22 protein-coding genes are annotated in these 26,374 nt (G+C 48.2%); 16 read left to right on the plus strand and 6 right to left on the minus strand.

The features are described 5' to 3' along the window. Positions 1 to 35: 35 nt before the first annotated feature. The 5 genes from MARGE09_RS13555 to MARGE09_RS13575 all read left to right on the plus strand — a co-directional run bounded on the left by MARGE09_RS13555 (position 36) and on the right by MARGE09_RS13575 (position 5,233). Positions 36 to 1,196 carry a 1-acyl-sn-glycerol-3-phosphate acyltransferase gene (locus MARGE09_RS13555; RefSeq protein ID WP_236982699.1) on the plus strand — a complete coding sequence of 387 codons (1,161 nt, stop codon included), beginning with the start codon at positions 36 to 38 and terminating at the stop codon, positions 1,194 to 1,196. Next, entirely contained in the window at positions 1,186 to 3,300 is a 2,115-nt protein-coding gene (gene dinG / locus MARGE09_RS13560) for an ATP-dependent DNA helicase DinG (protein WP_236982701.1), read from the plus strand. Before MARGE09_RS13555 ends, dinG begins: the two co-directional genes overlap by 11 nt. Before the next feature lie 7 nt (positions 3,301 to 3,307). Next, positions 3,308 to 3,634, plus strand: coding sequence for a YqcC family protein (locus tag MARGE09_RS13565; protein ID WP_236982702.1), 327 nt, complete (start codon positions 3,308 to 3,310; stop codon positions 3,632 to 3,634). A gap of 20 nt (positions 3,635 to 3,654) precedes the next feature. Next, positions 3,655 to 4,653, plus strand: coding sequence for a nucleoid-associated protein (locus MARGE09_RS13570; protein WP_236982703.1), 999 nt, complete (start codon positions 3,655 to 3,657; stop codon positions 4,651 to 4,653). 115 nt (positions 4,654 to 4,768) lie between these two features. Further along, positions 4,769 to 5,233 (plus strand): hypothetical protein, encoded by a 465-nt coding sequence (locus MARGE09_RS13575; RefSeq protein WP_236982704.1) that lies wholly within the window; start codon positions 4,769 to 4,771, stop codon positions 5,231 to 5,233. Between the two features lie 55 nt (positions 5,234 to 5,288). Here MARGE09_RS13575 and MARGE09_RS13580 read toward each other — a convergent pair whose 3' ends face one another. Then, positions 5,289 to 5,786 (minus strand): hypothetical protein, encoded by a 498-nt coding sequence (locus MARGE09_RS13580; RefSeq protein ID WP_236982705.1) that lies wholly within the window; start codon positions 5,784 to 5,786, stop codon positions 5,289 to 5,291. Positions 5,787 to 6,255: 469 nt separating this feature from the next. Here MARGE09_RS13580 and rpsF point away from each other — a divergent pair, with 469 nt between their 5' ends. The 6 genes from rpsF to panD all read left to right on the plus strand — a co-directional run bounded on the left by rpsF (position 6,256) and on the right by panD (position 10,254). Continuing rightward, on the plus strand, positions 6,256 to 6,711 hold the full coding sequence (gene rpsF / locus MARGE09_RS13585; RefSeq protein WP_236982706.1) for a 30S ribosomal protein S6: 456 nt from the start codon (positions 6,256 to 6,258) through the stop codon (positions 6,709 to 6,711). A gap of 2 nt (positions 6,712 to 6,713) precedes the next feature. Then, positions 6,714 to 6,941: a 30S ribosomal protein S18 gene (gene rpsR, locus MARGE09_RS13590; protein ID WP_236982708.1), complete on the plus strand. Its 228-nt coding sequence runs from the start codon at positions 6,714 to 6,716 to the stop codon at positions 6,939 to 6,941. 11 nt (positions 6,942 to 6,952) lie between these two features. Beyond that, positions 6,953 to 7,399, plus strand: coding sequence for a 50S ribosomal protein L9 (rplI, locus tag MARGE09_RS13595; RefSeq protein ID WP_236982710.1), 447 nt, complete (start codon positions 6,953 to 6,955; stop codon positions 7,397 to 7,399). A gap of 134 nt (positions 7,400 to 7,533) precedes the next feature. Next, on the plus strand, positions 7,534 to 8,940 hold the full coding sequence (gene dnaB / locus MARGE09_RS13600) for a replicative DNA helicase (protein ID WP_255711642.1): 1,407 nt from the start codon (positions 7,534 to 7,536) through the stop codon (positions 8,938 to 8,940). 49 nt (positions 8,941 to 8,989) lie between these two features. Next, positions 8,990 to 9,844 carry a pantoate--beta-alanine ligase gene (gene panC / locus MARGE09_RS13605; RefSeq protein WP_236982711.1) on the plus strand — a complete coding sequence of 285 codons (855 nt, stop codon included), beginning with the start codon at positions 8,990 to 8,992 and terminating at the stop codon, positions 9,842 to 9,844. A gap of 29 nt (positions 9,845 to 9,873) precedes the next feature. Continuing rightward, a complete protein-coding gene (gene panD / locus MARGE09_RS13610; RefSeq protein ID WP_236982713.1) occupies positions 9,874 to 10,254 on the plus strand; it encodes an aspartate 1-decarboxylase in 381 nt (126 codons plus the stop codon). Positions 10,255 to 10,340: 86 nt separating this feature from the next. Here panD and MARGE09_RS13615 read toward each other — a convergent pair whose 3' ends face one another. Next, positions 10,341 to 13,778: a methyl-accepting chemotaxis protein gene (locus MARGE09_RS13615; RefSeq protein ID WP_236982715.1), complete on the minus strand. Its 3,438-nt coding sequence runs from the start codon at positions 13,776 to 13,778 to the stop codon at positions 10,341 to 10,343. Positions 13,779 to 13,964: 186 nt separating this feature from the next. Here MARGE09_RS13615 and MARGE09_RS13620 point away from each other — a divergent pair, with 186 nt between their 5' ends. Both MARGE09_RS13620 and truD read left to right on the plus strand, forming a co-directional pair. Next, positions 13,965 to 14,978: a Gfo/Idh/MocA family protein gene (locus MARGE09_RS13620; protein WP_236982717.1), complete on the plus strand. Its 1,014-nt coding sequence runs from the start codon at positions 13,965 to 13,967 to the stop codon at positions 14,976 to 14,978. A gap of 32 nt (positions 14,979 to 15,010) precedes the next feature. Then, positions 15,011 to 16,051, plus strand: coding sequence for a tRNA pseudouridine(13) synthase TruD (gene truD, locus MARGE09_RS13625; RefSeq protein WP_236982720.1), 1,041 nt, complete (start codon positions 15,011 to 15,013; stop codon positions 16,049 to 16,051). Between the two features lie 9 nt (positions 16,052 to 16,060). On the opposite strand, the gene MARGE09_RS13630 is transcribed toward truD, so the two are convergent. The 3 genes from MARGE09_RS13630 to MARGE09_RS13640 all read right to left on the minus strand — a co-directional run bounded on the left by MARGE09_RS13630 (position 16,061) and on the right by MARGE09_RS13640 (position 19,964). Beyond that, on the minus strand, positions 16,061 to 17,272 hold the full coding sequence (locus tag MARGE09_RS13630; RefSeq protein ID WP_236982722.1) for an EAL and HDOD domain-containing protein: 1,212 nt from the start codon (positions 17,270 to 17,272) through the stop codon (positions 16,061 to 16,063). A gap of 13 nt (positions 17,273 to 17,285) precedes the next feature. Further along, the gene (locus tag MARGE09_RS13635) at positions 17,286 to 17,882 is read right to left on the minus strand and encodes a hypothetical protein (protein WP_236982723.1); all 597 of its coding nucleotides are present in this window, start codon (positions 17,880 to 17,882) and stop codon (positions 17,286 to 17,288) included. Positions 17,883 to 17,963: 81 nt separating this feature from the next. After that, complete coding sequence (locus tag MARGE09_RS13640; protein WP_236982724.1) at positions 17,964 to 19,964, minus strand: transglycosylase SLT domain-containing protein; 2,001 nt, start codon at positions 19,962 to 19,964, stop codon at positions 17,964 to 17,966. Between the two features lie 267 nt (positions 19,965 to 20,231). Here MARGE09_RS13640 and MARGE09_RS13645 point away from each other — a divergent pair, with 267 nt between their 5' ends. Together MARGE09_RS13645 and MARGE09_RS13650 are read left to right on the plus strand one after the other, a co-directional pair. Beyond that, positions 20,232 to 22,169 (plus strand): ATP-binding cassette domain-containing protein, encoded by a 1,938-nt coding sequence (locus tag MARGE09_RS13645; protein ID WP_236982725.1) that lies wholly within the window; start codon positions 20,232 to 20,234, stop codon positions 22,167 to 22,169. A gap of 4 nt (positions 22,170 to 22,173) precedes the next feature. After that, positions 22,174 to 22,635, plus strand: coding sequence for a hypothetical protein (locus MARGE09_RS13650; protein WP_236982726.1), 462 nt, complete (start codon positions 22,174 to 22,176; stop codon positions 22,633 to 22,635). Here the strand turns inward: MARGE09_RS13650 and MARGE09_RS13655 are convergent. Beyond that, positions 22,632 to 23,420: a hypothetical protein gene (locus MARGE09_RS13655; RefSeq protein ID WP_236982727.1), complete on the minus strand. Its 789-nt coding sequence runs from the start codon at positions 23,418 to 23,420 to the stop codon at positions 22,632 to 22,634. The genes MARGE09_RS13650 and MARGE09_RS13655 overlap by 4 nt on opposite strands. A 280-nt stretch (positions 23,421 to 23,700) precedes the next feature. On the opposite strand from MARGE09_RS13655, the gene topA reads away from it, so the two are divergent. After that, complete coding sequence (gene topA, locus MARGE09_RS13660; RefSeq protein ID WP_236982728.1) at positions 23,701 to 26,370, plus strand: type I DNA topoisomerase; 2,670 nt, start codon at positions 23,701 to 23,703, stop codon at positions 26,368 to 26,370. The last annotated feature ends 4 nt before the right edge of the window (positions 26,371 to 26,374 follow it).

Genomic DNA, 26,374 nt, shown 5'->3' on the forward strand with positions numbered 1-26,374 from the left:
TGTTTGTCGGCTTTTTTGGACCGACTTATCCCACCATGTCTGACTTTGACGATATTCGCCCCTACAATGACGACGAAGTGCGCGCTACGCTCTTGCGTTTACTGAATGACAACGAATTTATCGATGCAATTGTGCGCCTTAAGCGCCCATTGCTTAGCCGATTAATGGCACCTTTGGCCCGCCCTTTGGCCCGCAGTGCTTTACATAAAGAAATTCGCGATGTTGATTCTGTTGAGGGCTTCCAAGCAAAAATAGAAAGCTACTTAGCGAAAAACCTTAATGAGACCACCAGTAAAATTACGGTTTCTGGTTTAGAGGCTCTGGATAAAACAAAGCCCTATTTGTTTATTAGTAACCACCGCGATATTGCGATGGATCCAGCGTTCGTCAATTGGGTGTTGTACCAAAATGGGTTTAAGACCCTGCGCATTGCGATTGGGGACAACTTGCTAACTAAGCCGTTCGCTAGCGATTTAATGCGCTTAAATAAGTGCTTTATTGTTAACCGAAGTGCGACGTCGCCGCGAGAGAAATTAAAGGCCGCTAAAAAACTGTCGGCGTATATGCATCATTCGCTAACACAGGATAAATCGAACCTTTGGATTGCGCAGCGCGAGGGGCGGGCTAAAGACAGTTTGGATATTACGAACCCTGCCATCATTAGTATGCTGGCATTAAATAAGCCTAAGCAGGAGGCTTTTGGCGACTATATCGCGTCTTTAAATATTGTGCCGGTCAGCATTTCCTATGAATACGACCCATGTGATGAGGCGAAGGCTCGTGAGCTAACAATAGTGGCTGAGCAGGGCGCTTACGAAAAAGCAGAGCATGAAGATGTGCAAAGTATTGCGCGCGGCATTACCGGGCAAAAGGGGCGGGTTCATGTGTCTTTCGGTTCGCCATTTACAGCTGAGTTGGAATCTGTTGAGGCTGTGGCGGCAGCATTGGATCGCCAAATAACCGAGAACTACGTGCTGCAGCCCACTAACTGCATTGCACACACGATTGTGCATGGTTGTGCGCCTAATGTTGTAATGGGGGCCGAAGTTAAACTCTATAAAGAGCAAGACCATAAGGCCGCAATGGCAGAGTTTGAAGCGCGATTAAAAGCGTGTCCTACCGCTTGGCGTGAGCGTTTTTTGAGTATTTACGCAAATCCAGTGGCTGCTAAGTTGGCCCTTCAGCATGCTGAGTAGCGAACTTAAGCAATGCATCCAGCAAGGCTACTCTACCTACCTTAAGGCGAAGGGGCATAAGCCGCGCTACGGCCAAAAGTTAATGATTGCTGCTATTGCGCGTACATTGGGCGGCATTAGTAGTGATAACGACGGTGAGCGCACGAGTGATGGCCATGTTTGCGTAGTTGAGGCTGGTACTGGTACTGGTAAGACCGTTGCCTACTTGTTGTCGGCAATTCCTGTTGCCCGAATGCTCGATAAAAAAGTTGTTATTTCTACGGCAACAATTGCTCTGCAAGAACAAATTATGTTCAAAGACTTGCCTGATGTGCGTAAGCATTCCCAGTTGGCTTTTGATTACACGCTAGCCAAAGGGCGTGGGCGCTACTTGTGCTTGAGTAAGCTGGATCGCTTATTGGCAAATGATGATGACCCCTACATCCCCCTTTATGAGGAGGTTGGCCCTAGCGACTCAGACCTCCCGCTTTATAACTCCATGATTACGCAGCTTTCGAGTAATCAGTGGGATGGCGATCGCGATAGTTGGGATGAGGAAATCCCTCAAGAGCAGTGGGCTAGGGTGACGACAGATCACAGGCAGTGTACCGGACGGCGGTGTTCGCATATTCGCAATTGTGCCTTCTTTAAAGCCAGAGAAAGCCTTGATGAGGCCCATGTGATAGTCGCTAACCATGATTTGGTATTGGCTGATTTGGCTCTGGGTGGCGGTGCCATTTTACCGAAGCCAAGCGATACCATTTATATCTTCGACGAAGGGCACCATCTGCCAGATAAGGCCTTGAGCCACTTTGCGGCGCATGCGCGCGTTATGGCGACAAGCCGTTGGTTGGGGCAAACAGAAGGCCAGTGGTCGAGCTTTATGGAACCGTTTGCTAGCGCTATCGGCGTGGTTGGTCGCGCTCAGGGCATGGAAAAGCACCTAAAAGATGCGCGTCAGTGTGTGGACATGCTGCCCCCGCTACTTAAATCGTTAATACCGTTGATGGATGCTAACCAGCCTACTGTGCGCTACCGTTTTGATTCTGGCGAGGTTCCGGCGGATATCGGTGAGGTGTGCGCTGCAGGTGAAGAGGTGTTTACACAGCTTGCGCAGGCATTTGAAAAGCTAACAGACGAGCTGAGCCGTTTGTTGGAAGACGAGCATAGCTCTGTCGATAAACAAAGTTGCGAAGCTGCGTTTGGTGTTGTGGGTAGTTGGTGGACGCGGGCAGAGGCTGCGCAAGACCTTTTTAAGAGTTTCGCCCATAGTGCCGCGAATCCGCGTTGGCCAATGGCGCGCTGGGTAACGTTGATCGAGCAGGGTGAAACAGTTGATTTTGAGTTGGTCTCTAGCCCAGTTCTGGCTTCGCATACACTTTCTACCCATTTGTGGGAGCCAGCTTATGCGGCTATAGCAACATCGGCCACATTGACGGCGCTCGGTACATTTGACCGATTTTCTATGCGTGCCGGCGTCCCGAAAGATGCAACTTTTGAGGTGGTGCCAAGCCCTTTTGACTTCGATAAAAATGCTGTGTTGCGCGTGCCTGCGCGCGCAGTCGAGGCGCAAAATGCTGAGGCACATACGCAAAGCGTCATTGAGTTGCTGCCGGATATTATCGACCCTGATATGGGGTCGTTGGTGTTATTTGCGTCGCGTCGACAAATGTTGCAAGTCTTCGAGGCACTGCCGTCTTCATGGCAAGACCGCGTGCTCATGCAGGGGGCAGCATCCAAGCAAGCGCTATTAAGTGATCATCGCAAGGCTGTTGATGCAAAAAAGGGCAGCATTTTATTTGGCTTGGCAAGTTTTGCAGAGGGTGTCGACTTGCCTGGTAATTACTGTGCGCATGTCGTTATTGCTAAGATTCCTTTTGCTGTGCCTGATGACCCTATCGAGGCGGCGATGGCCGAATGGATTGGGCAGCAGGGGGGGAATGCTTTTATGCAAATGAGCGTGCCCGACGCAGCTGTTAAATTGGTGCAAGCCTGCGGCCGGTTGCTGCGTACCGAAACCGATAACGGCGTGATTACCATCTTAGATAAGCGCCTTTTAACCAAGCGTTACGGGCAGGCAATATTAGATGCTTTGCCGCCTTTTCGACGTGAATTAAATTGCTAGTCGCGCTATGGCTGTAACTAATTTGTTGTTGGTGTGCCTTGCGGAGCTAGAGGAAGCGTTGTGCAATGGTGGGCTTTGGAGCCCTTGTTCGCCCGCCCCTAGCGCTTTGCAAAGTAGCTTGCCATTTTGCGTGGATGCGCTAACGCTGGAGCAGTGGCTGCAATTTGTTTTTTTGCCGCAGGTGCGATCCCTGCTTGCATCCGGTGTGGCCCTGCCGTCTGAGAGTTCTATTGCGCCAATGGCGGAGCAAGCCTTTGCAGCTTACCCAAATCCCCTTTCTGATGTGGTGCGCATCTTAACTTCAATCGATGAATTACTCAGAAATAACTATTAATACACTGAAGGAGTGTCTTTGTGGCTTTTAAGTCCATTATTGCGCATCGGTTATACCGTGCATCACCGTCGGCGCCGATAACTAAAACACTATGCAGCGAGGTTTGGCCTTTAACGGGCAAAACGGAGGACTGCGCGCGCGCCTTAAAGCATGCGTGGCTAAAGCGCGGTGGCAAGGTGTACGGTCGTTTTCATGATGCGGCTGGCGAGAACCCCTTGCCGGCCTGGCTTGAGGGTTGGCAAGGCGAGGCTTTTAGCTTCTTAAAGTTTTCTACGCAATGGCTTCAGCATGCTGAGGTATTGCTCGGGCAAACAGAGGAAGTCTTGGATGCCTACTGTTTTTTTGCGCACGAGGCTTTAGAGGCCGGTGAGGTATGCTGGTTGTTTTTGGCGGCTCATGAGGCAGCGTTTGCAGTCAATGGCGATATGGCGCTTGATGATACGCATTACCTGGATACCTCGCATATTCTAATGGCGGCGAAAATTAATCTTTCGGAGTGGCAAAGTGGCGAAAGCAATAAGTACCTTACTTTTGTTCGCGCTCCAGGTGAAAAAGAGCTCAGCGAGTGGTTTGAGAAGGTGGTCGGTTTTACCGATAAGTTGGATACGGCTAAGCAAACCGAGCAGCTGCTGGCAGTTGTCGAGGATTATACGCGCAAGCTGCCCGATGAGGTCGCTGAGCAAACACGTGAAAAAGTTGTGGAATATTGTTTAGAGCAAAGTAAGGCTGGGGAGTCGGTGACGATTGATGCGTTATCGCAGAATGTGACACCCGATAGTGCGGAAGACTTTAAAGCCTTTGCAATGACGCATGATGCGAAGCCGCCATCAGACTTAGTCCCGCATGCTGGTCAGCTAAGGCAGTATGTGCGTATAAGTGGCCGCAATGAGCAGATGAGTATGAGCTTTTCTTCGGGCTGCTTGGGTGAGGCGGTGGTATATGATGCTGAGAGCGATAGCTTGACCATTAAAAATATTCCGGCGGCGCTTAAGTCGCGCTTACTTAAACATATGAAATAAGCCTTAGCCGCTGGTCGCCAATTAACACCGCTGTGCGCTAGGTAACAGCGGCGGTGTTAATTGTGTGGTTATATGCAGTTAACTGTGTTCCCCCTTTTTTTGTTAACGATTTTATATGTTTCATAAAACATTACATTCATTTTGCGCCATAGCATTGCTTGCTGCTATCTATTCTCCAGCAGCTTGGGCCGAGTGGCTGACGCTTTTTGAGCCTCAGCAAACAGGTGTTAATGAAGTGGTTGCTGGTGACGGCCGCGATGCATTCAGTGCGTTTGGCTGTGTGGAGTGCCATAGTGGCATATCTGATCAGCGCTATCGTTCAGGCTTTCGCGTATTAGAGGGGGAGGTTGTTGAGCAGAGCATAGAGGCAAAAATGGCTGCACCTTATTCGCCGGTCATGCCGTCTGCACAAAAACTGCGTTTGGGGAGTAGGGAGTATTGGCCTTCAGATGAGAATAGTGCTGTTTTCCTAAGGCGGGTACACAAAGGCGTGCTTGGTGTTCAGCCGAGCCTAACCTTGCTTAATCGCGCTTCGCAGGAGGAGCAAGACGCAGTTTTGGATTATGTCCTGATGTTTTAGTTTTCGTGTTTTTGCTAAAAAGGCTTTGAGGTGTTCCTCAAAGCCTTTTTTGTTTTTAAAGGTAGCCTTCTTTAAAAACGCCCACCGCATGGAATTGTTTGTAATCTTGCACGGCTTGAGCGTACCAAGTGTGTGAAGTGCTTTCGGCGGTTCGCTGAAGACTCATCTCCCTTTGTAAATTCTCGGGGGTGGTGTCACGCCAAAAATAGATGCCGAGCTTTGGGTAGATGTAAGACATGCCAAGCTGAGGGTCTTCGTGGTCGTAATTGCCCCGCAGGCTCATGCGCATTACGGTTTTATGTGCCTGTTGCTTTAGTGGGTTAAAACCGAAAAGTCGAGGCTCTAGCGTTGTAATAATAGGGTCTTTGTTGATGCAGATGGCAACGGCTTTTTCGTGTTGAAAGTCGACTACCAATTTACCTTGGCAGTATATGTCCCGCTGCTGGGTGTGGCGTTTTTGTGGGCTGAGTGATTGCATAGCTTGCGAGACATCTGTTCTCGACATGCCGAGCATCACGGGTCCAATGCCGCGATTAGGGGTGATTTCTAGCATAATCTTGCAACGTAAGCTTTTGACTTACGGTTCCGGGTTGTGAATTTTAAAACCTTGTTCGTTTCTTTCTATTATGGTTGACCCGCCTTGGGTCTGTGGCGCTATTGGTATCTCTACTCGGCCCGCTTATAAGTGCGAGCTCGAATAGGGTGCTTTATAGGGCGGCGCCATCATTTGTATCCTTGCGCCGCAATCATAGTCAAATAAAAAACGCTAGGCACGACATTTTTTGTCATTGTTTGCGTTGCTGTGACATTTTTGGTTTTTTGTGGTTGTTTTCTATGCGCACTTGGTCTTTCGATGGATGCATAGCGGCGCGCTTGGTAGGCTTTGGCGCAAAAGTTCCCAGAGTGATTGCATGTTGTAATGAATGCCCATATAATCCGCGCCCCGATTCCACGGCCTTTGGGTTGTGGTTCTCCTTGCCTCACTGCATATTGCGGGAGGCTTAACCCGTAAGGAGCTTACAATGCGTCATTACGAAATCGTGTTCCTGGTCCACCCTGATCAGTCTGAGCAGGTGCCTGGCATGGTTGAGCGCTATACAGCGTCTATAACCGGTGCTGGTGGTACTGTTCACCGCTTCGAAGACTGGGGTCGCCGCCAGTTAGCTTACTCAATTAACAAAATTCACAAAGCACACTACATTCTTTTGAATGTTGAATGTTCTGGTGATGTGTTGGAAGAGTTAACCACCACTTTCCGCTATAACGATGCCGTTCTTCGTAGCATGGTTGTCCGTATGGACGATGCCGTGACTGAAGAGTCGCCCATCATGAAAGCTGAAAATGAAAATCGCGAGCGCAAGCAGCGTGCAGAGCGTCGTCAAGAAGAAGCCGCTACTCGCACTGAAGATGAACCCCAAGCTGAAGACACTGGTGCAGATGACAGTGACGATATAGCTGAAGAAACTGAGGAGAATTAATCATGGCTCGTTTTTTCCGTCGTCGTAAATTCTGTCGTTTCACTGCTGAAGGTGTTGCACAAATCGATTATAAAGATTTGGAAACACTTAAAGCTTATGTTACTGAAACTGGCAAGATCGTTCCTAGCCGTATCACAGGTACTAAAGCAAAATACCAGCGCCAATTGGCGACTGCTGTTAAGCGTGCACGTTACGTTGCTTTATTGCCATATACTGACAGCCACGAGTAAGGGGTAGCCAGATGGAAGTTATATTGCTTGAAAAAGTTGGCCGTCTCGGTACGGTTGGCGATAAAGTTACTGTTAAATCAGGCTTTGGTCGTAACTACCTTTTGCCGCAAGGCAAGGCGATTACGGCTACTGCGACTAACATCGCTGAATTCGAAGCCCGCCGCAACGAGCTTGAAGCTGCTGCCAACGACAAATTGGTATCTTCTAAAGCGCGTGCAGAACAACTTGCAGAGCTTGTCGTTACTATTAAAGCGAATGCCGGTGACGAAGGTAAGTTATTTGGTTCTATTGGCGCGCGCGATATTGCCAATGCAATCAGTGCTGCTGGCGTTAAAGTCGCTAAAGCTGAAGTTAAGTTGCCAGAAGGTACTTTACGTGAAGTGGGCGAGTATGACGTTAATGTGCAGCTGCACGTTGATGTTATCCAAGCTGTTAAGTTGGTAGTAGAGGCCGAATAAGCCTTAATTACTCGCTTTAGCTTTACAGAAAGGCATGGGTGGAGATAATCCGCTCGTGCCTTTTTTATATCTGTCGTTTTTTTGCGTATGATGCACGCACGTCTAACTCCTGTTGTTACCTAGAAAGATTCATTATGGCTGACCTAGATCCCGATTATCCCGATTTTCACCACGATGGTGGTGTTGTTGCGCGTGAAGAGTCTGTATTGCCGCGCTCGATTGAGGCTGAGCAGTCGGTGCTAGGCGGGCTAATGCTGGATGCAACAGTTTTTGATGCTGTGTGTGAGGTTATATCAGAGGCCGATTTTTTTAAGGCTGCACACAGGCAAATCTTTCACGTCATGTTGCATTTGGTTGAGCAAGAGCAGCCCATTGATGTGATTACCGTGTCTGAAGAGCTTAATCGGCGTGATGAGCTGGCTGCAGCTGGTGGCCTAGGTTACTTAACTGACTTGGCCGCCAATGTGGCAGGTAGTGCAAACTTAAGTGCCTATGCGCGTATTGTTCGCGAGCGTTCTACTTTGCGTCAATTAATTTCGGCCGCCGGAGAAATTAGCCAAGCTAGTTATAACCCTGGCGAACTTGATTCTGATGAGCTTTTACAGTTGGCGGAAAAGCGACTGCTAGAAATTGCTGAAGATAGACCCAAAGAGGGTGGTTTTGAAGGGGTAAACAGCTTACTAAAAACTACGGTCGCCAAAATTGATCAGTTGTTTCGCTCAGACAGCGACCTCACGGGGCTAGCAACAGGGATTACCGATCTAGACGAGCGAACTGCAGGTTGGCAGCCAGGAGAATTAATTATTTTGGCGGCTAGACCATCGATGGGCAAGACCGCTTTGGCGCTTAATTTCGTTGAGGCTGCGGTAATGACTCAGCCCAAGCCAACGCTTATTTTTAGTATGGAAATGCCGTCCGACTCTTTGGTGATGCGGATGTTATCTTCGATTGGTCGTATCGATCAGGGACGTATTCGCAACGGTAAACTCCTGGAAGAGGATTGGCCGAAACTAGAAGCGGCGGCCCGAAAGTTAAAAGACAAGCTACTATTTATTGACGATACGCCAGGTTTAACGCCAAGCGATGTTAGGGCTCGTGTTAAACGCATCGCAAGGGAGCACGGTAACCCAGGCATGATAATGCTCGATTATTTACAGTTGATGCAGGTGGCAGGTTCTACCGAGGGGCGTACGCAGGAAATTTCCGAGATTTCACGCTCGTTAAAGGCGTTGGCCAAAGAGTACAGTTGCCCTGTTATCGCTTTGTCTCAGCTTAATCGAAGCGTGGAATCGAGACCTAATAAGCGGCCAATGAACAGTGACTTGCGGGAGTCCGGTGCTATTGAGCAGGATGCAGATGTGATTTTGTTTATTTACCGTGACGAATACTACAACGAAGAAAGCCCCGACAAAGGCATTGCTGAGTTAATTATTGGTAAGCAGCGTAACGGTGAAATTGGTACGAGCAGGGCGGCATTCGTAGGTAAATACACGCGTTTTGAAAACTTGGCGCCAGAGTATTTTAATAATGAGATGCATTAATTGTGATCTTGTTATGTTAATTGTAACCAAAATTGAATATAGGTTTTAAATGCAAAGCTTTCATCATATTGCATCATTAAGGCAAGCTTTGCAGGCACATCGCGATGCTGGTCGTACTATTGGGTTTGTGCCAACGATGGGTAACCTACACGATGCTCATATTGCATTGGTTAAGCAGGCAAAATCTTTGTGCGATGTTGTTGTGGTTAGTATTTTTGTTAACCGATTACAGTTTGGCTTAAATGAAGATTGGGACCGTTACCCGCGAACGCTCAAAGAAGACAGCGCCCGTTTAGTTGGTGTGAAATGCGATTATCTCTTTTGCCCCGATGAGCATGAGATATACCCTAATGGCATGGACCAGCAGGCGAGGGTGATTGTGCCGAGCATGGCTGATGTATTGTGTGGTGCCAGCCGCCCAGGGCATTTTGAAGGTGTTACAACGGTTGTTTCTAAATTGTTTAATATCGTGCAGCCGCAAAAGGCGGTTTTTGGTATTAAGGATTATCAGCAGCTTGCTATTATTCGGCGTATGGTTGAAGACTTGTGCATGCCTGTTGAAGTCGTCGCGGGTGATATTGTGCGTGAGCCTGACGGCTTGGCTATGAGTTCGCGTAACGTGTTTATTAGCGAGCAAGAACGGCCGAAAGCAAACCAGTTAAACAGTAGCTTAAACTGGATTGTTGAGAAAATAAAAAATGGCGAGAGAAATTATCTCGCGCTAGAAGAGGCAGCCGCACAACAAATTAAAGCGGCTGGGTTTAGTGTTGATTATGTATCCATTTGCGATAGCCAATATCTGCAGCCGGCCGCGAGCGATGATACACAATTAACAATTTTAGGTGCTATGTATACACAGGCTGCCCGATTAATTGATAACGTCAGTCTTACGCTAGAAGCGTAAACGCTACACCAGTATTTAGAGGTTTTTCCATGCAATCCACCTTATTAAAAGGCAAGTTACACATGGCGCGTGTAACACAAGCAGAGCTTTGGTATGACGGTTCTTGCGCAATAGACAGTGACTTTGTAAAGTTGGCCGGTTTATGTGAGTTCGAGCGCATTGATATTTACAATGTCGATAACGGCGAGCGCTTCAGTACCTATGTTATTTTGGCTGAGGCGGGCTCGAAAACAATTTCGATGAATGGCGCTGCAGCGCGTAAAGTGCAAGTTGGCGACCGCGTTATTATTGCTGCCTACGGTCAATACAGCGAAGCGGAGATGGCTGCTCACAAGCCTAAGCTTGTTTACTTGGGTGAAGGCAATACGGTTGAGCGAACCAGCAATACAATTCCGGTACAAGTTGCCTAAAAGCCCCTAAGTGGCTTCGGTAAAATTAAAAAACGCGCTAATAGCGCGTTTTTTAATTTGCATAAGCGAGTGTTTTAAGTGAATGGTTATTGTTGGCTAACTTTGAAAAAAGTCAGCATGTCATTCATTGCTCGGGCTTGCTCAGCCATGCTTTCACTGGCAGCAGAAGCCTGCTCAACTAGGGCAGCATTTTGCTGCGTCATTTGATCCATCTGCGATACCGCAGTATTGACTTGCGTAATACCATTTTTTTGCTCAGTAGAGCCTGTGACAATGTTTTCCATCATTTCGGTGACGTGTTGAACTTCTTGCACGATTGATTGCAGGGTTTTGCCAGAAGCCTCGACAAGCATTGTGCCGCTTTCCACTTTGTTGCCCGAATCTACGATTAGGTCTTTAATTTCTTTAGCTGCGCTGGCAGAGCGCTGCGCTAAATTGCGAACCTCATTGGCAACAACTGCAAAGCCGCGGCCTTGCTCACCCGCACGTGCAGCTTCAACGGCGGCGTTCAGTGCCAATAAGTTAGTTTGGAAGGCGATTTCATCAATGACAGTAATAATGTTGGAAATTTTTTCGCTGGATTTCGCTATTTCGGTCATTGCCTCGGCACTATTTTTAACCGATTGGTCGCCTTGTTCTGCGATCTTGCATGCCGATAGTGCTCGTTTGCTGGCAAGAATTGCTTGTTCCTCGCTGCTGATCACTGACTGCGTCATTTGCTCCATGCTAGAGGCTGTCTCTTCGAGTGATGAGGCTTGCTCTTCTGTGCGCGAACTTAAATCTTGTGTTCCCGCCGAAATCTCATTAGCGCCACGGGTGATATGATTCGCGGCGTTATTCACGCTGCAAATAACGTCAGTTAATTTATCGAGTGATGCATTGGCGTCGGTTTTAAGTTGTGCAAATTCGCCGCTGTACTCGCGAGCAATACGGTACGTTAAATCACCTTTACTCATCGCGTTAAATAAGCTGAGGATCTCTTCTAAGGCGATATTGGTTGTGCTCGTCAAGCGGTTAAGCCCTTCGCTAACCACTTTAAAGAAGCCTTTTTTGCCGTCCAAATTAATGCTTTGGCTAAAGTCGCCATGTGCAGCGGATGTTATGATCTGATCGATTTCTTGCTCTATCTCTACTTCATTGGTTCTATCTAGCCATTCAACGACGGTACCTAGGCGTTCGCCTTGGGTATTGGTTATTGGGTTGGCAACAATTGAGAATGTTCGTTGGTTAACTTTGAATTCAGTATTGAGTGTTTGGTTTAGTGCCGCTATTGATCTTTTTTGGTGCTCAGGTTGCCTATGGAATTTATGCATAGACATACCGATGATTTTGGACGGATCAAAGTTGGGAATTGTTTGTGCCAAATCTTTTTGGGCGCTAGACATCAGTGACGACAAAGACTTATTGGCATAGATAATATTGAAGTCGTTATCGGCAATCATTGTGCTGGTGGATGAGCTGTCGAGCGCTTGACGTATGCGAGCATTTTCTTGTGCAAGCGCTTGTTCTCTGTGTTGCTTGGCAAGCTTCTCGGAAATATTGTCCCACTCAACTACCGTCCCTAAAAATACGCCTTTTTCGTTACGTATTGGGCTGGCTTTTAATGCAAACGTTAACCCGCTTATTTTTAATTCGGTTGTATATGTGCTGGTAAGTTGCGAGAGTAATTGCCGTTGATGTGATGGCGCTTTATGGAACGTATCAATATTTATGCCCATGAGTGTTTTAGCGTTAAACTGCGGTATTTCTTGTTTTAGTTGTGGCTCGGCTTCTTGCATTAAATGATGAATAGAGTCGTTCATGTAGATAATATTGAAATCATTATCGGCAATCATCACCGCCGTTGCTGAAACATCTAGCGCCTGCTTAATCACTAAACTTTTTTCAGCTTCTTCTTTCGCTTGGGCGGCAAGTCGTCGCGCTTCTGAAGCGTTTTCTTCGGCTTCCTTCGCGCTAGTTGCTTGTGCTTGCCTTGCGCGTTCGATGGTGGTGTAGGCGTTGTTGGTCCCGCCAATGAGTTCACTTAAATCGCCAGCATAATTATTATCAATGGGGCTGTTTTGTTGACCGTTGGCTAGGCGATTAAGTGATTCGTTGACAGCGTTAATTGCACTATTTGTACTGCTTGTTAAGGTATTGAATGCTTGCGCGGTTTGACCGATCTCATCTCTCTGGTTTAGAGGTATCTTTTGTGAGAAGTCTCCCGTTGCTTGCACGTTGCGTATAACCCTCGCCATCTGAAGTATCGGGTTAGCAATAACATTGCTTATCAATAAGGCAAAAAAGGCAATGGCAATGCAGCTAACAATGGCAATCGGGGTTAACCATTTTCCTAGGCTATAGATGCCGGAGAATGCTTCAGCTTTGTCTATTTCGGCGAGTATATTCCAGCCCAAACCGTTGAGCTTAAGCGGTGCGTAAGCACTCAATACCATGTTTCCATTGTAATCGGCAATAATGTCAATGCCTGTTTCGCCGGCGATAGCGGCATCGCCAGCGGCTGTTTTAACGGCTCCTTTTTCGGGGTGTTTGAATGATGCGCTCACGCTATGGTTTTTAGGGTCAAGGTAGGAGTCTGAGCGCATTAGGCTATCGGGCCCAATAAGGTAACTTTCGCCGGTTTGCCCCATTCCAGAGCGCTCGCCCATGATCGCGTTGATGGGTTCTAATGGAATTTGAAAAATAAGCACGCCAACACGCTGGCCATCGCGGAAGATGGGGGAGGCGATAAAGCTAGCCGGGGCGTCGTAAGAGGGCTCGTAGGTTGCAAAGTCTGTTATTGAAACTTTGCCAGGAGAAAGCTTGTTTGCTTTACTGAAGGCCTCAGCAAAATTAGTTTTGGCGTAGGGGCCGGTAGTTAATGACGTGCCGTAATCTAGCTCTTTAAATACCGAATAGACGATGTTGCCTGCAGTGTCGGTAATAAAAATATCATAAAAGCCAAATTCGATTAGAAAATTTCTAAAATTCGGATGATACGATGCGTGCGTATTGTGGTAAACGCTGCGGCCTTCGGAGGCATCGAGATTGTGTTTTTCACCTAGCGGGTGTGGGTTTTCAAAAATGTATTTATGTTGAAGAATAACCGCTTCAGGCGATAGAGCTTTTAGTAATGAGTCTGTATTTATGGCCTTGCCATCGTTGCGTGCTTTATATTCTGAGCCAAACTGCTGAGTGTAGTATTGATTTAGTTCTTGCCTAAGTTGCTCTGTGCTTTCAAGCGTATTGCCGGAGGATTCAACAATTCGCGTGAAAATTCGGCCAAAAGCACTGGCCGCCTCTACGGTTTGCGACGACTCGGCGAGGGTAATTACCTGGCTTTCAACTTGCTCGAAGTAGCGTTGTATGGCAGAGGCTTTGATGTCGCGTATGGATTGCAGTTGCTCAAAGGCTTGCTTTTCTAAAAGCTGCATTGCTATTTGATAGCTCATTACCGATACGACTACCATCGGTGTTAGGCCGGCGAGCAATAATGAGTAGGTTAGTTTTTTAGGTAAAGTCAGGTTTTTAAACCACTGCTTCATTGATCTCATCCGTTATTGTCGTCAGTTGTCGTAGTGCTACTAGCAAGGAAATTTATCTGAGGCTCTCCCTTGACTATAGCTCGTAGATCTTGCTGTTACCGTCAGAGTAAAAAAAATAGGCTGTAGGTTAAGAACAATTTATAATCGAATTAAATTTTTTATTACTTTTAGAATTGTGAGCGTTTTATGAATCCAGTATTGCGTATTGGTGTTTTGGGGGCGGCAAAGATTGCGCGTACCCAATTAATTCCCGCTATTGAAATGGCTAACGGTGCAGCATTCTGGGGCGTTGCCTCTCGGAACAGGCAAACCGCGCAAGCTTTTGTTGAGCAGGTCGGCGGCGGTGTTGCGCTTGAGGGGTATCAAGCTTTGCTTGATGCCGAGGAGGTTGATGTGATTTACAACCCGCTACCGAATGATTTGCATGTCGAGTTATCGATTAAAGCTTTAGAGGCGGGCAAGCATGTTCTTTGCGAAAAGCCCATTGCGTTAAATGCCGAAGATGCAAAACGTTTATCGCTAGCGGCTAGCAAATTTCCTGAGTTAAAAGTGATGGAGGCCTTTATGTATCGCTTCCACCCTCAGTGGCAGCAGGTACTAGATTGGATCGCCGAGGGGGCGATTGGTCAGGTGCGCAGCGTGTCGAGTCAATTTTGCTATAACAATCATGACCCTGCGAATATTCGCAACAACCCTGCTGCCGGTGGCGGTGCGTTGATGGACATTGGTTGCTATGGGATATCGGCTACTCGGATGGTTATGGGTTGTGAGCCTCGTCGAGTCGTAGCGGTGGCCGAGATGCATCCTGAGTTTGGGGTTGATGATGTGTCGCATTTGATAATGTCTTTTGCTGATGGCGCGAGTGCGACGGTAGTTGTAAGTACTAAATCTCAACGCAGCCAAAGTGTGACAATCGAAGGCTCGGCGGGGCGGATAGTCTTAACGCATCCGTTTTATTGCGACGAGGGTGATGAGCGTATCATCCGGTTGGAAACCGATGATGCGGATCAAGAAATTGCCTTTGCTGGAAGCATTAACCACTATCAGTTGATGGTGGAGGCGTTTGTATCTAGTGTGAGCAATAAAGCCGCTGTGCCTTTGTCTTTGAGCGATTCCGTGGCGAATATGGCTGTTATTGATGCTGCATTTCAAAGCATCGAGTCGCAAACGTGGGCCGCCATACCGCGTGATTATGAATAGCGCTCAGTATTGTTGTTGCAAGGTGGCATTGCATGAGTGCTAAGGTTTCTTCTGTTGATTATTCTTTAGGCTTCCCCTTTGCTTACGGGCGGCCAGTGTTGGGTGCGTTATTAAAGAATGAAAATCAGCATTTTGTAGTGCACGAGCAACTAGGTTTTGTGCCAAGCGGTGAAGGTGAGCACCTTTATTTGCATATGGAAAGTGATGGCGATAATACGCAATGGGTTGCAGAGCAGTTGGCGATTGGTTTAGAGGTACGTAATGTTGATGTTGGCTTTTGCGGTTTAAAAGATCGCAATGCGATCACTCGGCAATGGTTTTCGGTATACGACCCAAAGTCTGAACTGCAAGCGAAGCTGGACACGGCTTGTGAAAGGCTGCCTGCAAACCGGTTGTTGGAAGTTACAAGAGGGCAAAGTAAATTGCGCCGTGGCCAGCATGCCGGCAATGCATTTGTGATTACACTGCTACTTGATGAAGATGGCGAGGCAGAAACACAAGCGGCGCTGGAAAGGCGGCTGTCTTGCGTTCGTGAAGGTGGTGTTCCTAATTACTTTGGGTTGCAGCGCTTTGGCCGAAATGGCAATAACCTACCGGCTTTCCAGCAATGGTTGGAGCGCGCTCAGAGTGAAAGGCAGACAGCTAAAAAGGGGCGATCGAAAAGAAAACCTCGCGGTATTATTCTATCGGCCGCGCGCTCTTACTTGTTTAATTGTATTCTGGCTGAACGCGTCAGTGCGCAAAATTGGTGTGATCTGCTAGAGGGCGATGTGGCTATTCAAGGTGTGCCGGCAGGGCCTTTGTGGGGGCGCGGCCGCAGTGCAACGCAGCTAAAGGCGTTGGATATAGAAGCTCAAGCGCTTTTACCGTTAAGGCACTGGGCTGATGCGCTCGAGCATTTGGGGCTTAATCAAGAGCGGCGCGCTTTTGTAAGTACACCTAAAAATTTACAGTGGCGAATCGGAGAGGGCGTATTGATAATCTCGTTTGAGCTGCCCCCTGGTGAGTATGCAACAGGCGTATTAAGAGAGCTTTGCTTGTGCCGCGAGCCAAGTCGTCATCTGGATGTTTAGCGTGGTTATTTAAATGGCGCTGGTGTCTTGGGCAAAGCACAGGGCTTCAGTATAAGCTTCGCTAATATCGTCTTCAGTAATGCCTGCTTTTGTTAGGGCGCTTAAAGGGATGGCTTTCCATGCGCTCTTTTCTAGTGCTTTGCACGTATCGAGCAATAGGGTGTAGGTATTGCTGGTGTTGGCTCCGGTTAGAGCATCGTTAATGTCTGCAGATAAATTAAGTTGTCCAACGATGGTGTTCATCGCTATATCTAAGTGAGCATCTAACATTGATAGCAGGCCTACTGTAAAGGCTGTATTGGTATCGCAGCGTTTAATTTTTTGCCCTAGTAGCTCGCAGAACTTGGCGCGGGTACTGCTAATGATGCAAAGTTCTGCAGGCTTGTGGCTATTGCTGGCTAATAATAAAAAAATTGCCCAGTTACGAATGCGGTCAAGGCCGGCTAATGCGATGGCTTGGCTGAGCGATTCGACTTTTTTACCAGAGCCAAACGCGGGTGAATTGACCATTTTTAATAACCGAAAGTTCAATTCAGGGTCGGACGCCAATACATGTGCAACGCCCTTGAAGTCGCTATCGTTAGCGGTAATCTTGGCGAGTAATTGTAATATTGATTGCGTGCCTTGCTTTGCTTTTTTGCCGGCAACTTCCTGCGGCTTGGCAAGAAAATACCCTTGAAAGTAATCGAAGCCTAGCTCGCAACACAGTTTGAACATTTGGTGTGTTTCAATCTTTTCCGCAATAAATTTTATTTTGGGTGATTTAAGTGCAGCCATATGTTCGCGAATTTCGGTGTCGCTAAGGCTAAGCACGTCAATTTTAATAATGTCGGCAAAGGGAAGAAGTTGCTTGCTGTGCTCTGTTAGCAGGAAATCATCCAGCGCGATGCGATAGCCTTGTTTTTTTAATTCGCCCAGGGATTTCAGTAATGTCGGGTCGGGTTTTATATCTTCTAATACTTCGATCACGAGTTGCGATGCGGGTAATGGTGGCGGGCATACGAGCAGATTGCGTGTGAAGTTAATATACGCATCTTTATTGCCGGTAATATCTTCGATACGGCGCTCGCCAAAAGCATAAAGCAAAACATGAGAACTGGCTTTGTCGCCATCAAACTCTGAGGTGTCTGCTGCGGGGTCTCCACGAAATAACAGTTCGTACGCACAAACCTGCAGGTCTTTATTAAAAATGGCCTGTCGAGCAAATAAAGGATTGGTCATTAAAGGCTAACAACTAAAATAATTCCACATCATCCACGTCATCACGAGGGTGAGAGGTTGAATGGTTAAAATACTGCTGATAAATTTTCAGCGCATCTTCAATGCTGCCACCATCCATAATATGTTCAAACATCACGCGTTCAGCTTCCATGGTGTAGCTGTCTTTGATGTCGTTCTGGATGCGGCGCCATTCTTTTGGCTCGTGCAATGAGTCTTGGTCGTTCATTACCCCTGAGACTTTTTCTAAACTGCGTGCCACGTGGTCTAGGCGCTGGCAGACGCGGTCATAAAACTGAAACGCTTGTACAGATGAATTGATGTTTGTGTTCATCCGTGCTGCGGTTTCTACAATATCATCTTTGAAAGCATTTAACTCGTCGGGGTTAGCTACTCGCTGTATTTTTTGGCTCACTTCATTGTTGTGTGACGCCAGTGTTGTAAATGATTGCGTTAGCGTATCGACAGAAGCGTTGCTGTCCGACATTGTTGCTTCTATTTGGCAGACCGCCAAGTATAGCATGTTAATTGTTTCTCGGACGTGCGACCAATCATCGAGGGTAATACTTGCTGGAGGCTTACTGCTGTCTGGCGTTGCTGAGTGCTTTTGCATACGAGGCGGCCTCTGGAATCCTTAATAATGAAGTTCTTAGCGCTATATAAGTGATGTGTATCTCTATTTAATCAGCATAGCCTAAAGCGCTATTTTTGCTTCATTGCTGCGTAGTAGCCGGCCTTTTATGTCGTGATTTTTTTCATTTTGTTCTGATGTGTTCACCTCTATGCGGTAATTGTAAATGACAGCGTAGGTCATTACGTTTTGCACATAGTGTCGGGTCTCTCGAAAGGGGATGGTTTCGACCCAAACATCTGTCGGTGTTTCAAGTTGAGGGGTTTTGAGCCATTTTTTTACGCGATGCTTACCCGCGTTGTAAGCGGCGGCAGCTAAAATGCGATTGCCATTAAATTCGTTTAACAACTTCCCCAAGTAAGCACTGCCAAGCTTAATGTTGTGCCCGGGTGTAAATAGGTCTTGGGTGCGATGGTTTTTAACCCCCGAATGGCGTGCTTGCTGTTTTGCTGTGGCAGGCATTAATTGCATCAACCCTCTTGCGCCAGCATGCGATACGGCGTCTGCAGCAAAGGCGCTTTCTTGGCGGGCGATAGCGTAAATTAAAGTTTGGTCGAGTTGGCTTGCAGCGGCGGCTTGCGTAACCTCATCGGTATAAGCCAGCGGAAAGCGAAGTGTGAGGTGATCCCACAGGTTGCCAGAGATCATCGCCACAATGCCTGAGTTGTACCAGCCCCAATCTTTCGCCAGTTCGCCGGCGGCGAGTAGTTGCGCGGTATCCAGTGTTTTGAGTGCGTAATACCATTCTGTGCGCGCTTGCTGCTGCTCGCCGATAATCCAAAGTTCTTTCGCCCGTTGCATGGCAGGCATATACGCTAGGTCACTTTTTAAAAAGCTATTAGCTGGGGTAGATGCGTCCTCTAGTTGGTAGCCTTTGTCGAGGTGGTCTGCCGCCAAAAAACCATACCAACTGCGGCTGGAAGCTAGCTCATGGTATATGGCTTGGCTGTCGATATCTTTGTTGCCAAGTGCCTCGTGGCTGCGCGCGGTCCAATACCGCCAGCGGTCGCTTTTTTGCTCATCCTCGGTTAACAAGGGGATATTAGCGGCTACAGCATGCCAGTTTAGCTGCTCGAGGTTTTCTCTGATTAGGCTTTCGACTAGTGAGGTCTCGCGCAGTGAATGGGAGTAGCTTAAAAGCTGTTCGGCCTCACTCAGGTGGCCTTTGCGCGTAAGGTACTTTACGATTTGCCGTTTAGTGGCGGTGGCGGTGGCGGCATTAAATAAAAACTGCGCCTCATACTGTTCCCAGTGTTTCCAAGCTTGCTGAGGTTCTGTGCGTGCCAGTTTGGCAATGCCGTAAGCAATAATGTCTTGTATTTGCGGGCTAGAGTCGCTAAACAAGTGGCGCTTTGTGACCAACGAAGGTCTCGCGCTAACTTTTAGGTAAAGCTCTGCGTTTTGTTGCTGTTTGCCCGTCATACCGCGTTGTATAAAGCGCGCTAGTGATAGCTTGTTGTTGATAACGGCTTTGTTAAAGCGGCTCCAAAGGACATCAGCTGTAAGTTTTTTGTTTTGTTTGAGCAAGGCAAAGAGAGGGTCGCAGGCCTTGGGTTGTGAGCGGCCGGTATCCCACAGGGCTACGCCTTCATCGAGTGCGTTCATATCCCCCGTGTGGTAGCGCGCTAGCATGCTGCGGCATTGCATGGCCGCAGAGCTGAAGCCTTTGCTGTAATAGCGGTTAAAGTCTTGCCAACGTTGTTGCTCAGCCAAAAAATACAAGGTATTTCCTGTAAGTTTATCGGCCAAAAGAGAATCTGGGTAAGTCGTTAAGAATTGATCAATTTCCTCTAGCGGTAGTTGGGCTGCCTTCGCGGCAATAAGGCCGTATTCAATGTAAGGCTTAAGCGGGTAATTCTGAAGCGCTGCCAAGTGAGCTTTAGCGGTTACGAATTGCCGTTTTTTAAGTGCATTTTTGGCGGCTTGGTAAGCAAAGCGTTCTCTTTCGAGTTCTTCTGGTGTCGACTGCTTTGGCGCATAGGGCGTTGTGCTTAGTGGCGATTGCAGTGGTTGCGTTGTTAGTGCTGCGTCCAAGGCATTATGGTATTCGACAGGGGATTGCATGTGGCTCGGGAACGGCTGAGCCAATGCAGGCAGTGCCAAAGTGAGCGCGGCCAGTGCAGCGGTTTGTGTGCACCAATGGCTAATTCGTTTATGTGGCGATCTGCGCAAGTTGCCCAAGGCTAGCGTCCCCTATTGATAAAGATGAGTGGCTACATATTCATTGTTGAACATGTATGCCAGACTTGCCACTTATTTATTTGCATAAGACGTGGATTTTTATGCGCTTCATGCGGCAAACTGCGCCCCGCATTTTTGTGAGAGAAATTTATGAGCTTGTTAAAACTCGATAACCTTCACCTTGCCTACGGTGAACAGGTGATTTTTGATTCCCTAGGTTTACTGCTAAACAATGGCGATCGTCTGTGCTTGGTCGGGCGTAATGGGGTAGGCAAGTCTACTTTACTGAAGGTGATCGATGGTTCGATTCAAACCGATAGCGGCAGCGCGTGGCATATGGACGGCATGCGCATTGCCGGATTAATGCAGGACTTGCCAGATGCCGATGAAACATCGGTCTATGACTTTGTGGCCCAAGGTTTGCCGGAGTTGGCCGATAGTTTAACGCGATATCATGCGCTTATTCATGATGCCGGTTCTGAGGCGATGACTGAAGCTGCCTTAAATGAAATGGCGCGTTTACAAGGTGTTATTGAGGCGCACGATGGCTGGGCTATTGATAACCGTATCGAAACTGTTCTAACGCGCCTAGAGCTTGATGCCGATGCCAAAATGCAGGACTTATCGGGTGGTTGGCGGCGCCGGGCGGCGCTGGCGAGGGCACTTGTTATTGACCCCGATATTTTATTGTTGGATGAGCCAACTAACCATCTTGATGTGCAGGCGATTGAGTGGTTAGAAAAAGAGCTGGCGAGCTTTGGTGGTGCGGTTGTCTTTGTGACGCACGACCGCGCGTTTTTGCAAAATGTGGCGAACCGTATTGGTGAACTAGATCGCGGCATGTTGAGCGTATGGGATGGTAAATACCAAGATTTTCTGGCTTTTCGCGAGCGCCAGCTTGCTGAAGAAGAAAAGCACAATAGCGAATTCGATAAGCGCTTAGCCAAAGAAGAGGTGTGGATTCGGCAAGGCATTAAAGCGCGGCGCACCCGAAATGAGGGGCGAGTGCGAGCCTTAAAGGCCATGCGTGCCGAGCGCGCGGGGCGCCGCGATAAAATGAAAACCTCTAACTTTAGCCTGCAGCAAGATTCGGCCTCTGGCAAAATTGTTGCCGAGCTAGAATCGGTGAGCTTTGCTTACGATGGCTGGCCGATTATTCGCGATTTTACGGCGCGAATTGTTCGCGGTGACAAAATTGGTTTGATTGGCCCAAACGGTATTGGCAAAAGTACGCTATTAAAAATCATTTTGGGCGAATTGGCGCCGCAGTCTGGCGTTGTGAAAATGGGGACGAAGATCGAAGTCGCTTACTTCGACCAGCTGCGCGATCAATTAGATCTAGAACAAAATGCAATGGATAACGTCGCTGGTGGTCGGGAGTTTATTGAAATAAACGGCAAACCGCGCCATGCCATTAGCTACCTCAATGACTTTTTATTTACTGGTGAACGTGCACGTACCCCAATCAAGGCGTTGTCTGGTGGCGAGCGCAACCGGGTACTACTCGCAAAACTCTTTAGTAAGCCGGCCAATGTGCTGGTGATGGATGAACCCACTAACGATCTCGATGCTGAAACACTGGACTTATTAGAGGAGTTGCTGCTGGCGTTTGAGGGTACTTTATTGCTTGTCAGTCACGACCGAGCATTTATGGATAATGTTGTTAGCAGCACCATTAGCTTCGAAGGTGATGGCATCGTCAGGGAGTATATCGGGGGGTATCACGACTGGTTGCGTCAAGGCGGTAAGTGGCCAGAGCGTGAAAGCGTTAAGAGCAAGCAGCAAAAAGTGGCAGATGCTGCCGAGGCTGCCAAAAGCGTAGCTCAAACGCCAGTGGCGGCAGCGCCAAAAGTGAAGAAGCTCAGCTATAAGCTGCAGCGAGAGCTCGATTTACTGCCGGCTAAAATAGAAACTCTCGAAAACAGCATTGCGAGCATAGAGCAGGAAGTCGCTGGCGCCGACTTTTACCAGCAAGATGCCGATACCGTAACTAAAAGGTTAGAGGCCATGGCAGCGCTAAATGAAGATCTAGAAGCGTGTTTTGAACGCTGGCAAGAACTTGAAGCGCTGCAGGCGGGGGAAGGGTAGCGCTATGTGGCCAATCATTATTGTATTGCTAGTTTTGGCGATGTTAATTGGGCCTGTAATGCTTATGCAGCCGAGCAAAGCGCAAAAACGCCTAGCCGCTTTGCGCCAGCAGGCAACCACGCTGGGTTTGAAGGTCGGGGCCAGTAATGTTAAGGCGCCTGACGGTGCGCCTTGCTGGGCTTACTGGTTGCCGGTAACGGAGCAAAACGCGTTGGAGCCTGTGTTGCTGGAGCGAAAAAACTATGAGCACGGCTTACATATCGCTAAGTATTGGTTTGTTAAGCAGGGGAGTGGGACGAAATTGCCCGCCCCAGTGGCTTCTGTATTACTAGAACTGCCGAGCTCGGTGCATATGCTAGAGCTTAATGAGCACGCCATTGGTGTGCACTGGACTGAACACGGTGGCAGTGAGACTTTGGAGCAAATAGCGGGTAATTTAAGGGCAATGTCAGTAGCGCTGTCCTAAGGAGGCGAGGGCTGCTCTGATGCTGGCCCAGCATCTGGCTGCTCAGTCGGCGCCTGAGCGCCAGGACTTTCTGCTGAGGGGTTGTTAGCGGTTTCTGGCATTAGGTCCTCAGAAAGTGCTTTGCGCCTGTTGGTGAGCATGTCAGAGACTTCTCTGATGAGGCGGTGCCTGCGCTGGTCCGAGTGCGGGTTGGCGATGAGTGTTTGCTGTGCGTGTTTGTAGTATCCGTAGGCTTTTAATACGTCATTTTGCTTGATGCTGACATGCCCCTGGTTCACATAGGTAATCACTTCAATCATCATTAGCGCCCACGAAAGCTCTTTGATAAATGTGTCTGCCTCGAGCGCATCTATGCGGCCGGCTAGCTGATTGCGGCGCACAAGCCTTGCGGCTTCATTTAACTGAAACTTGCAGCGTGCAACCTGCGCATCGCTCGACAGGGCTCGCATCAATTGGCATGAGCGTTTTTCTAAGGCGAGATCACTCGACAGTGTTTTGGCCGCTTCTAGCGTTGGCTTCATATATTCATTGCTAGGGTCGAGCTTCATGATGGTTTCTATTAATACAATGATTTCATCATTGATGGCGCGCGGTATTTGGGTTGACTCTAACAAGGGTTCAAGTGACGCGGCCATTTCTTCAAGCTCGGCAATGCGCCTGCGAAGTGAGGTTATTTTTTGCGTCACTAGCCGACGACGTGTCTCACGGCTGTTGACAAAGTTCACGACAAACAGCGACATAACGGCTAGCGTGAGAAGCAACACGATGATGGCAACTGTACTCATTAGGCTCTATCTAGGTTTCCCGTGTGGATGGCAGGCGGTGGCGTGCAAAGACACCTCTAATAACTACAAGCATAGCAGCTCGGTATTGGCTTGCCTGACCGCTTTGGCGGGTGTTTTAAGAGTCAAAAATGTTATTTTTTTAGTGCATAAAGTTACGCTCGACTATAACTAATACGTTGGCTTTGCTTGACCTAGCGCCATCGAGCACTTATATATGCGCACACCGTGGAGGCCATTTACGGCCTTAAAGAACAATATTTAACCAACTAAGCGAATTATTATGGGCAAGTCTCTTGTTATTGTGGAGTCACCTGCGAAGGCGAAAACCATCAATAAGTATCTCGGCAGCCAGTATGTTGTGAAGTCTAGTGTTGGTCATATTCGCGACCTTCCTACTAGTGGCTCCAGTGCACCGGTTGACCCTAAAGCTAGGGCGGCTCAAGCTGCCTTGACGCGCAAAATGTCGCCAGAAGAAAAAGCCGAATACAAAGCTCGAAAGTCGAAAGAGCAGCTCGTTAAGCGCATGGGTATTGACCCTGAAAATCACTGGCAAGCGCATTATGAAATTTTGCCAGGCAAAGAAAAAGTTGTGGCTGAGTTGCGCAAGCTGGCTGAAGATGCCGACGAAATCTATCTCGCAACGGATTTGGATCGCGAGGGAGAAGCCATTGCATGGCACTTGCGCGAGGCCATTGGTGGTGACCCCGAGCGTTATCGCCGAGTGGTTTTTAACGAAATCACCAAAACGGCGATCCAAGATGCATTTAAAACACCGGGTAAGCTGGACATCGACCGCGTTAATGCCCAGCAAGCGCGTCGATTCTTAGATCGCGTTGTGGGTTATATGGTCTCGCCGTTGCTGTGGGCCAAGATTGCACGCGGTTTGTCGGCGGGCCGGGTGCAATCGGTTGCTGTTCGTTTGGTGACCGAGCGCGAAGGTGAGATTCGTGCATTTATCCCCGAAGAATACTGGACGTTATTTGCCCAGCTCGATACATCTACTGGCGAGCGCTTAAAATGTGAAGTTAAGCGTTATAAGTCAGAAGCGTTTGCCCCTAAGACGCAAGAGCAAACCCAATTAGCCGTCGATGCCTTAAGCAATGCTAAGTACGAAATCATTGCTCGCGATGACAAGCCAACAAAGTCTAAGCCAGGCGCACCTTACATTACCTCTACACTGCAACAGGCCGCGAGTACGCGCTTGGGCTTTGGTGTAAAGAAAACAATGGTATTGGCGCAGCGCTTGTACGAGGCGGGTTTTATTACCTACATGCGTACGGACTCAACAAACTTAAGTGCCGAGGCTGTCGCTAACTGTCGCGATTACATCGTGGACAAATTTGGTGATAAGTATTTGCCGGAAAATCCTGTGAGCTATTCCAGCAAAGAGGGCGCACAAGAGGCGCACGAAGCGATTCGGCCTTCAGAAGTCACTCGCCTGCCAACACAGTTAACCGGCATGGAGCGCGACGCAGAGCGTTTGTATACTTTGATTTGGCAGCAGTTTGTCGCCTGCCAAATGGTGCCTGCCGAATTTACCAGTACATCGGTGGTGGTCGGTGCCGGCGATTACCAATTGCGTATCAAAGGGCGTGTGGTTCGATTTGATGGCTTTATGAAAGTCAGCCCGCCTGTAAGCAAAAAAGAAGACGATGGTATTTTGCCAGATGTGAAGGTCGGCGATGTGCTGACCAAGCATGAACTGCTCCCCAATCAGCATTTCACTAAACCGCCGGCGCGCTTCACCGAAGCGAGCTTGGTAAAGGAGTTAGAAAAGCAAGGCATTGGGCGACCATCAACTTATGCTTCGATTATTTCTACCATCCAAGATCGCGGTTATGTGCATGTGCAAAACCGCCGTTTTTACGCCGATAAAATGGGCGATATTGTTACCGACCGTTTGGTAGAAAGTTTTCGCGAGCTGATGGATTACAGCTTTACAGCCAACATGGAGGCCATGCTCGATACCGTTGCTGAAGGCAATAAAGATTGGGTGGAGCTGCTCAATGAATTTTACGCTGACTTTACCAACCAACTGACCAAAGCTTCGGGTGATGAGTTTGGTATGCGCAACAATGCGCCCACCGAAACCGACATTACTTGTGAAAAATGTGCCCGTCATATGCAAATACGCACGGGCAGCACGGGTGTGTTTTTGGGCTGCTCCGGTTACGCGTTGCCACCTAAAGAGCGCTGTAAAAACACCATGAATCTGGTGCCTGGTGAAGAGGCTGTCAGTATGGATGCTGACGATGATGAAGCGGAAACTCTCCAGTTGCGCAGTAAACGCCGTTGTCCTAAGTGTAATACTGCAATGGATAACTACTTGCTGGACGAGTCGCGTAAGCTACACATTTGCGGTAATAACCCTGATTGCAATGGCTACGAAATCGAGAAGGGCGCCTTTAAAATTAAAGGGTATGAGGGGCCAACTCTTGAGTGCGATAAATGCAGTGCTGAAATGCAGCTTAAGAATGGCCGCTTTGGTAAGTACTTTGGTTGCATGAACGAAGAATGCAAAAACACGCGTAAATTGTTGCGCAACGGTGAAGCTGCGCCACCTAAAATGGACCCCGTTGATATGCCGCATTTAGAGTGCCTCAAAGTGGAGGATCATTACGTATTGCGTGATGGCGCTTCGGGGATGTTTTTGGCGGCGAGCCAATTCCCTAAAAACCGCGAGACACGTGCGCCTTTAGTGAAGGAATTACTGACAGTTAAAGATCAGTTAGATCCCAAATATGCGCACATCCTAAAAGCTCCGCAAGAAGATAGCGATGGCAACGATACGGTAGTGCGCTATAGCCGAAAGACCAAAGAGCAATATGTGCAATCTGAGGTTGATGCCAAGCCTACGGGATGGAAGGCGTTTTACGAAGGCGGCAAATGGGTTGTTCAAGAAAAGCCTGTTAAAAAAGCGCCGGCCAAAAAAGCCAAAAAGAGCGACTAATACT

The sequence above is a fragment of the Marinagarivorans cellulosilyticus genome, from assembly GCF_021655555.1.
GTDB classification, from domain to species: domain Bacteria; phylum Pseudomonadota; class Gammaproteobacteria; order Pseudomonadales; family Cellvibrionaceae; genus Marinagarivorans; species Marinagarivorans cellulosilyticus.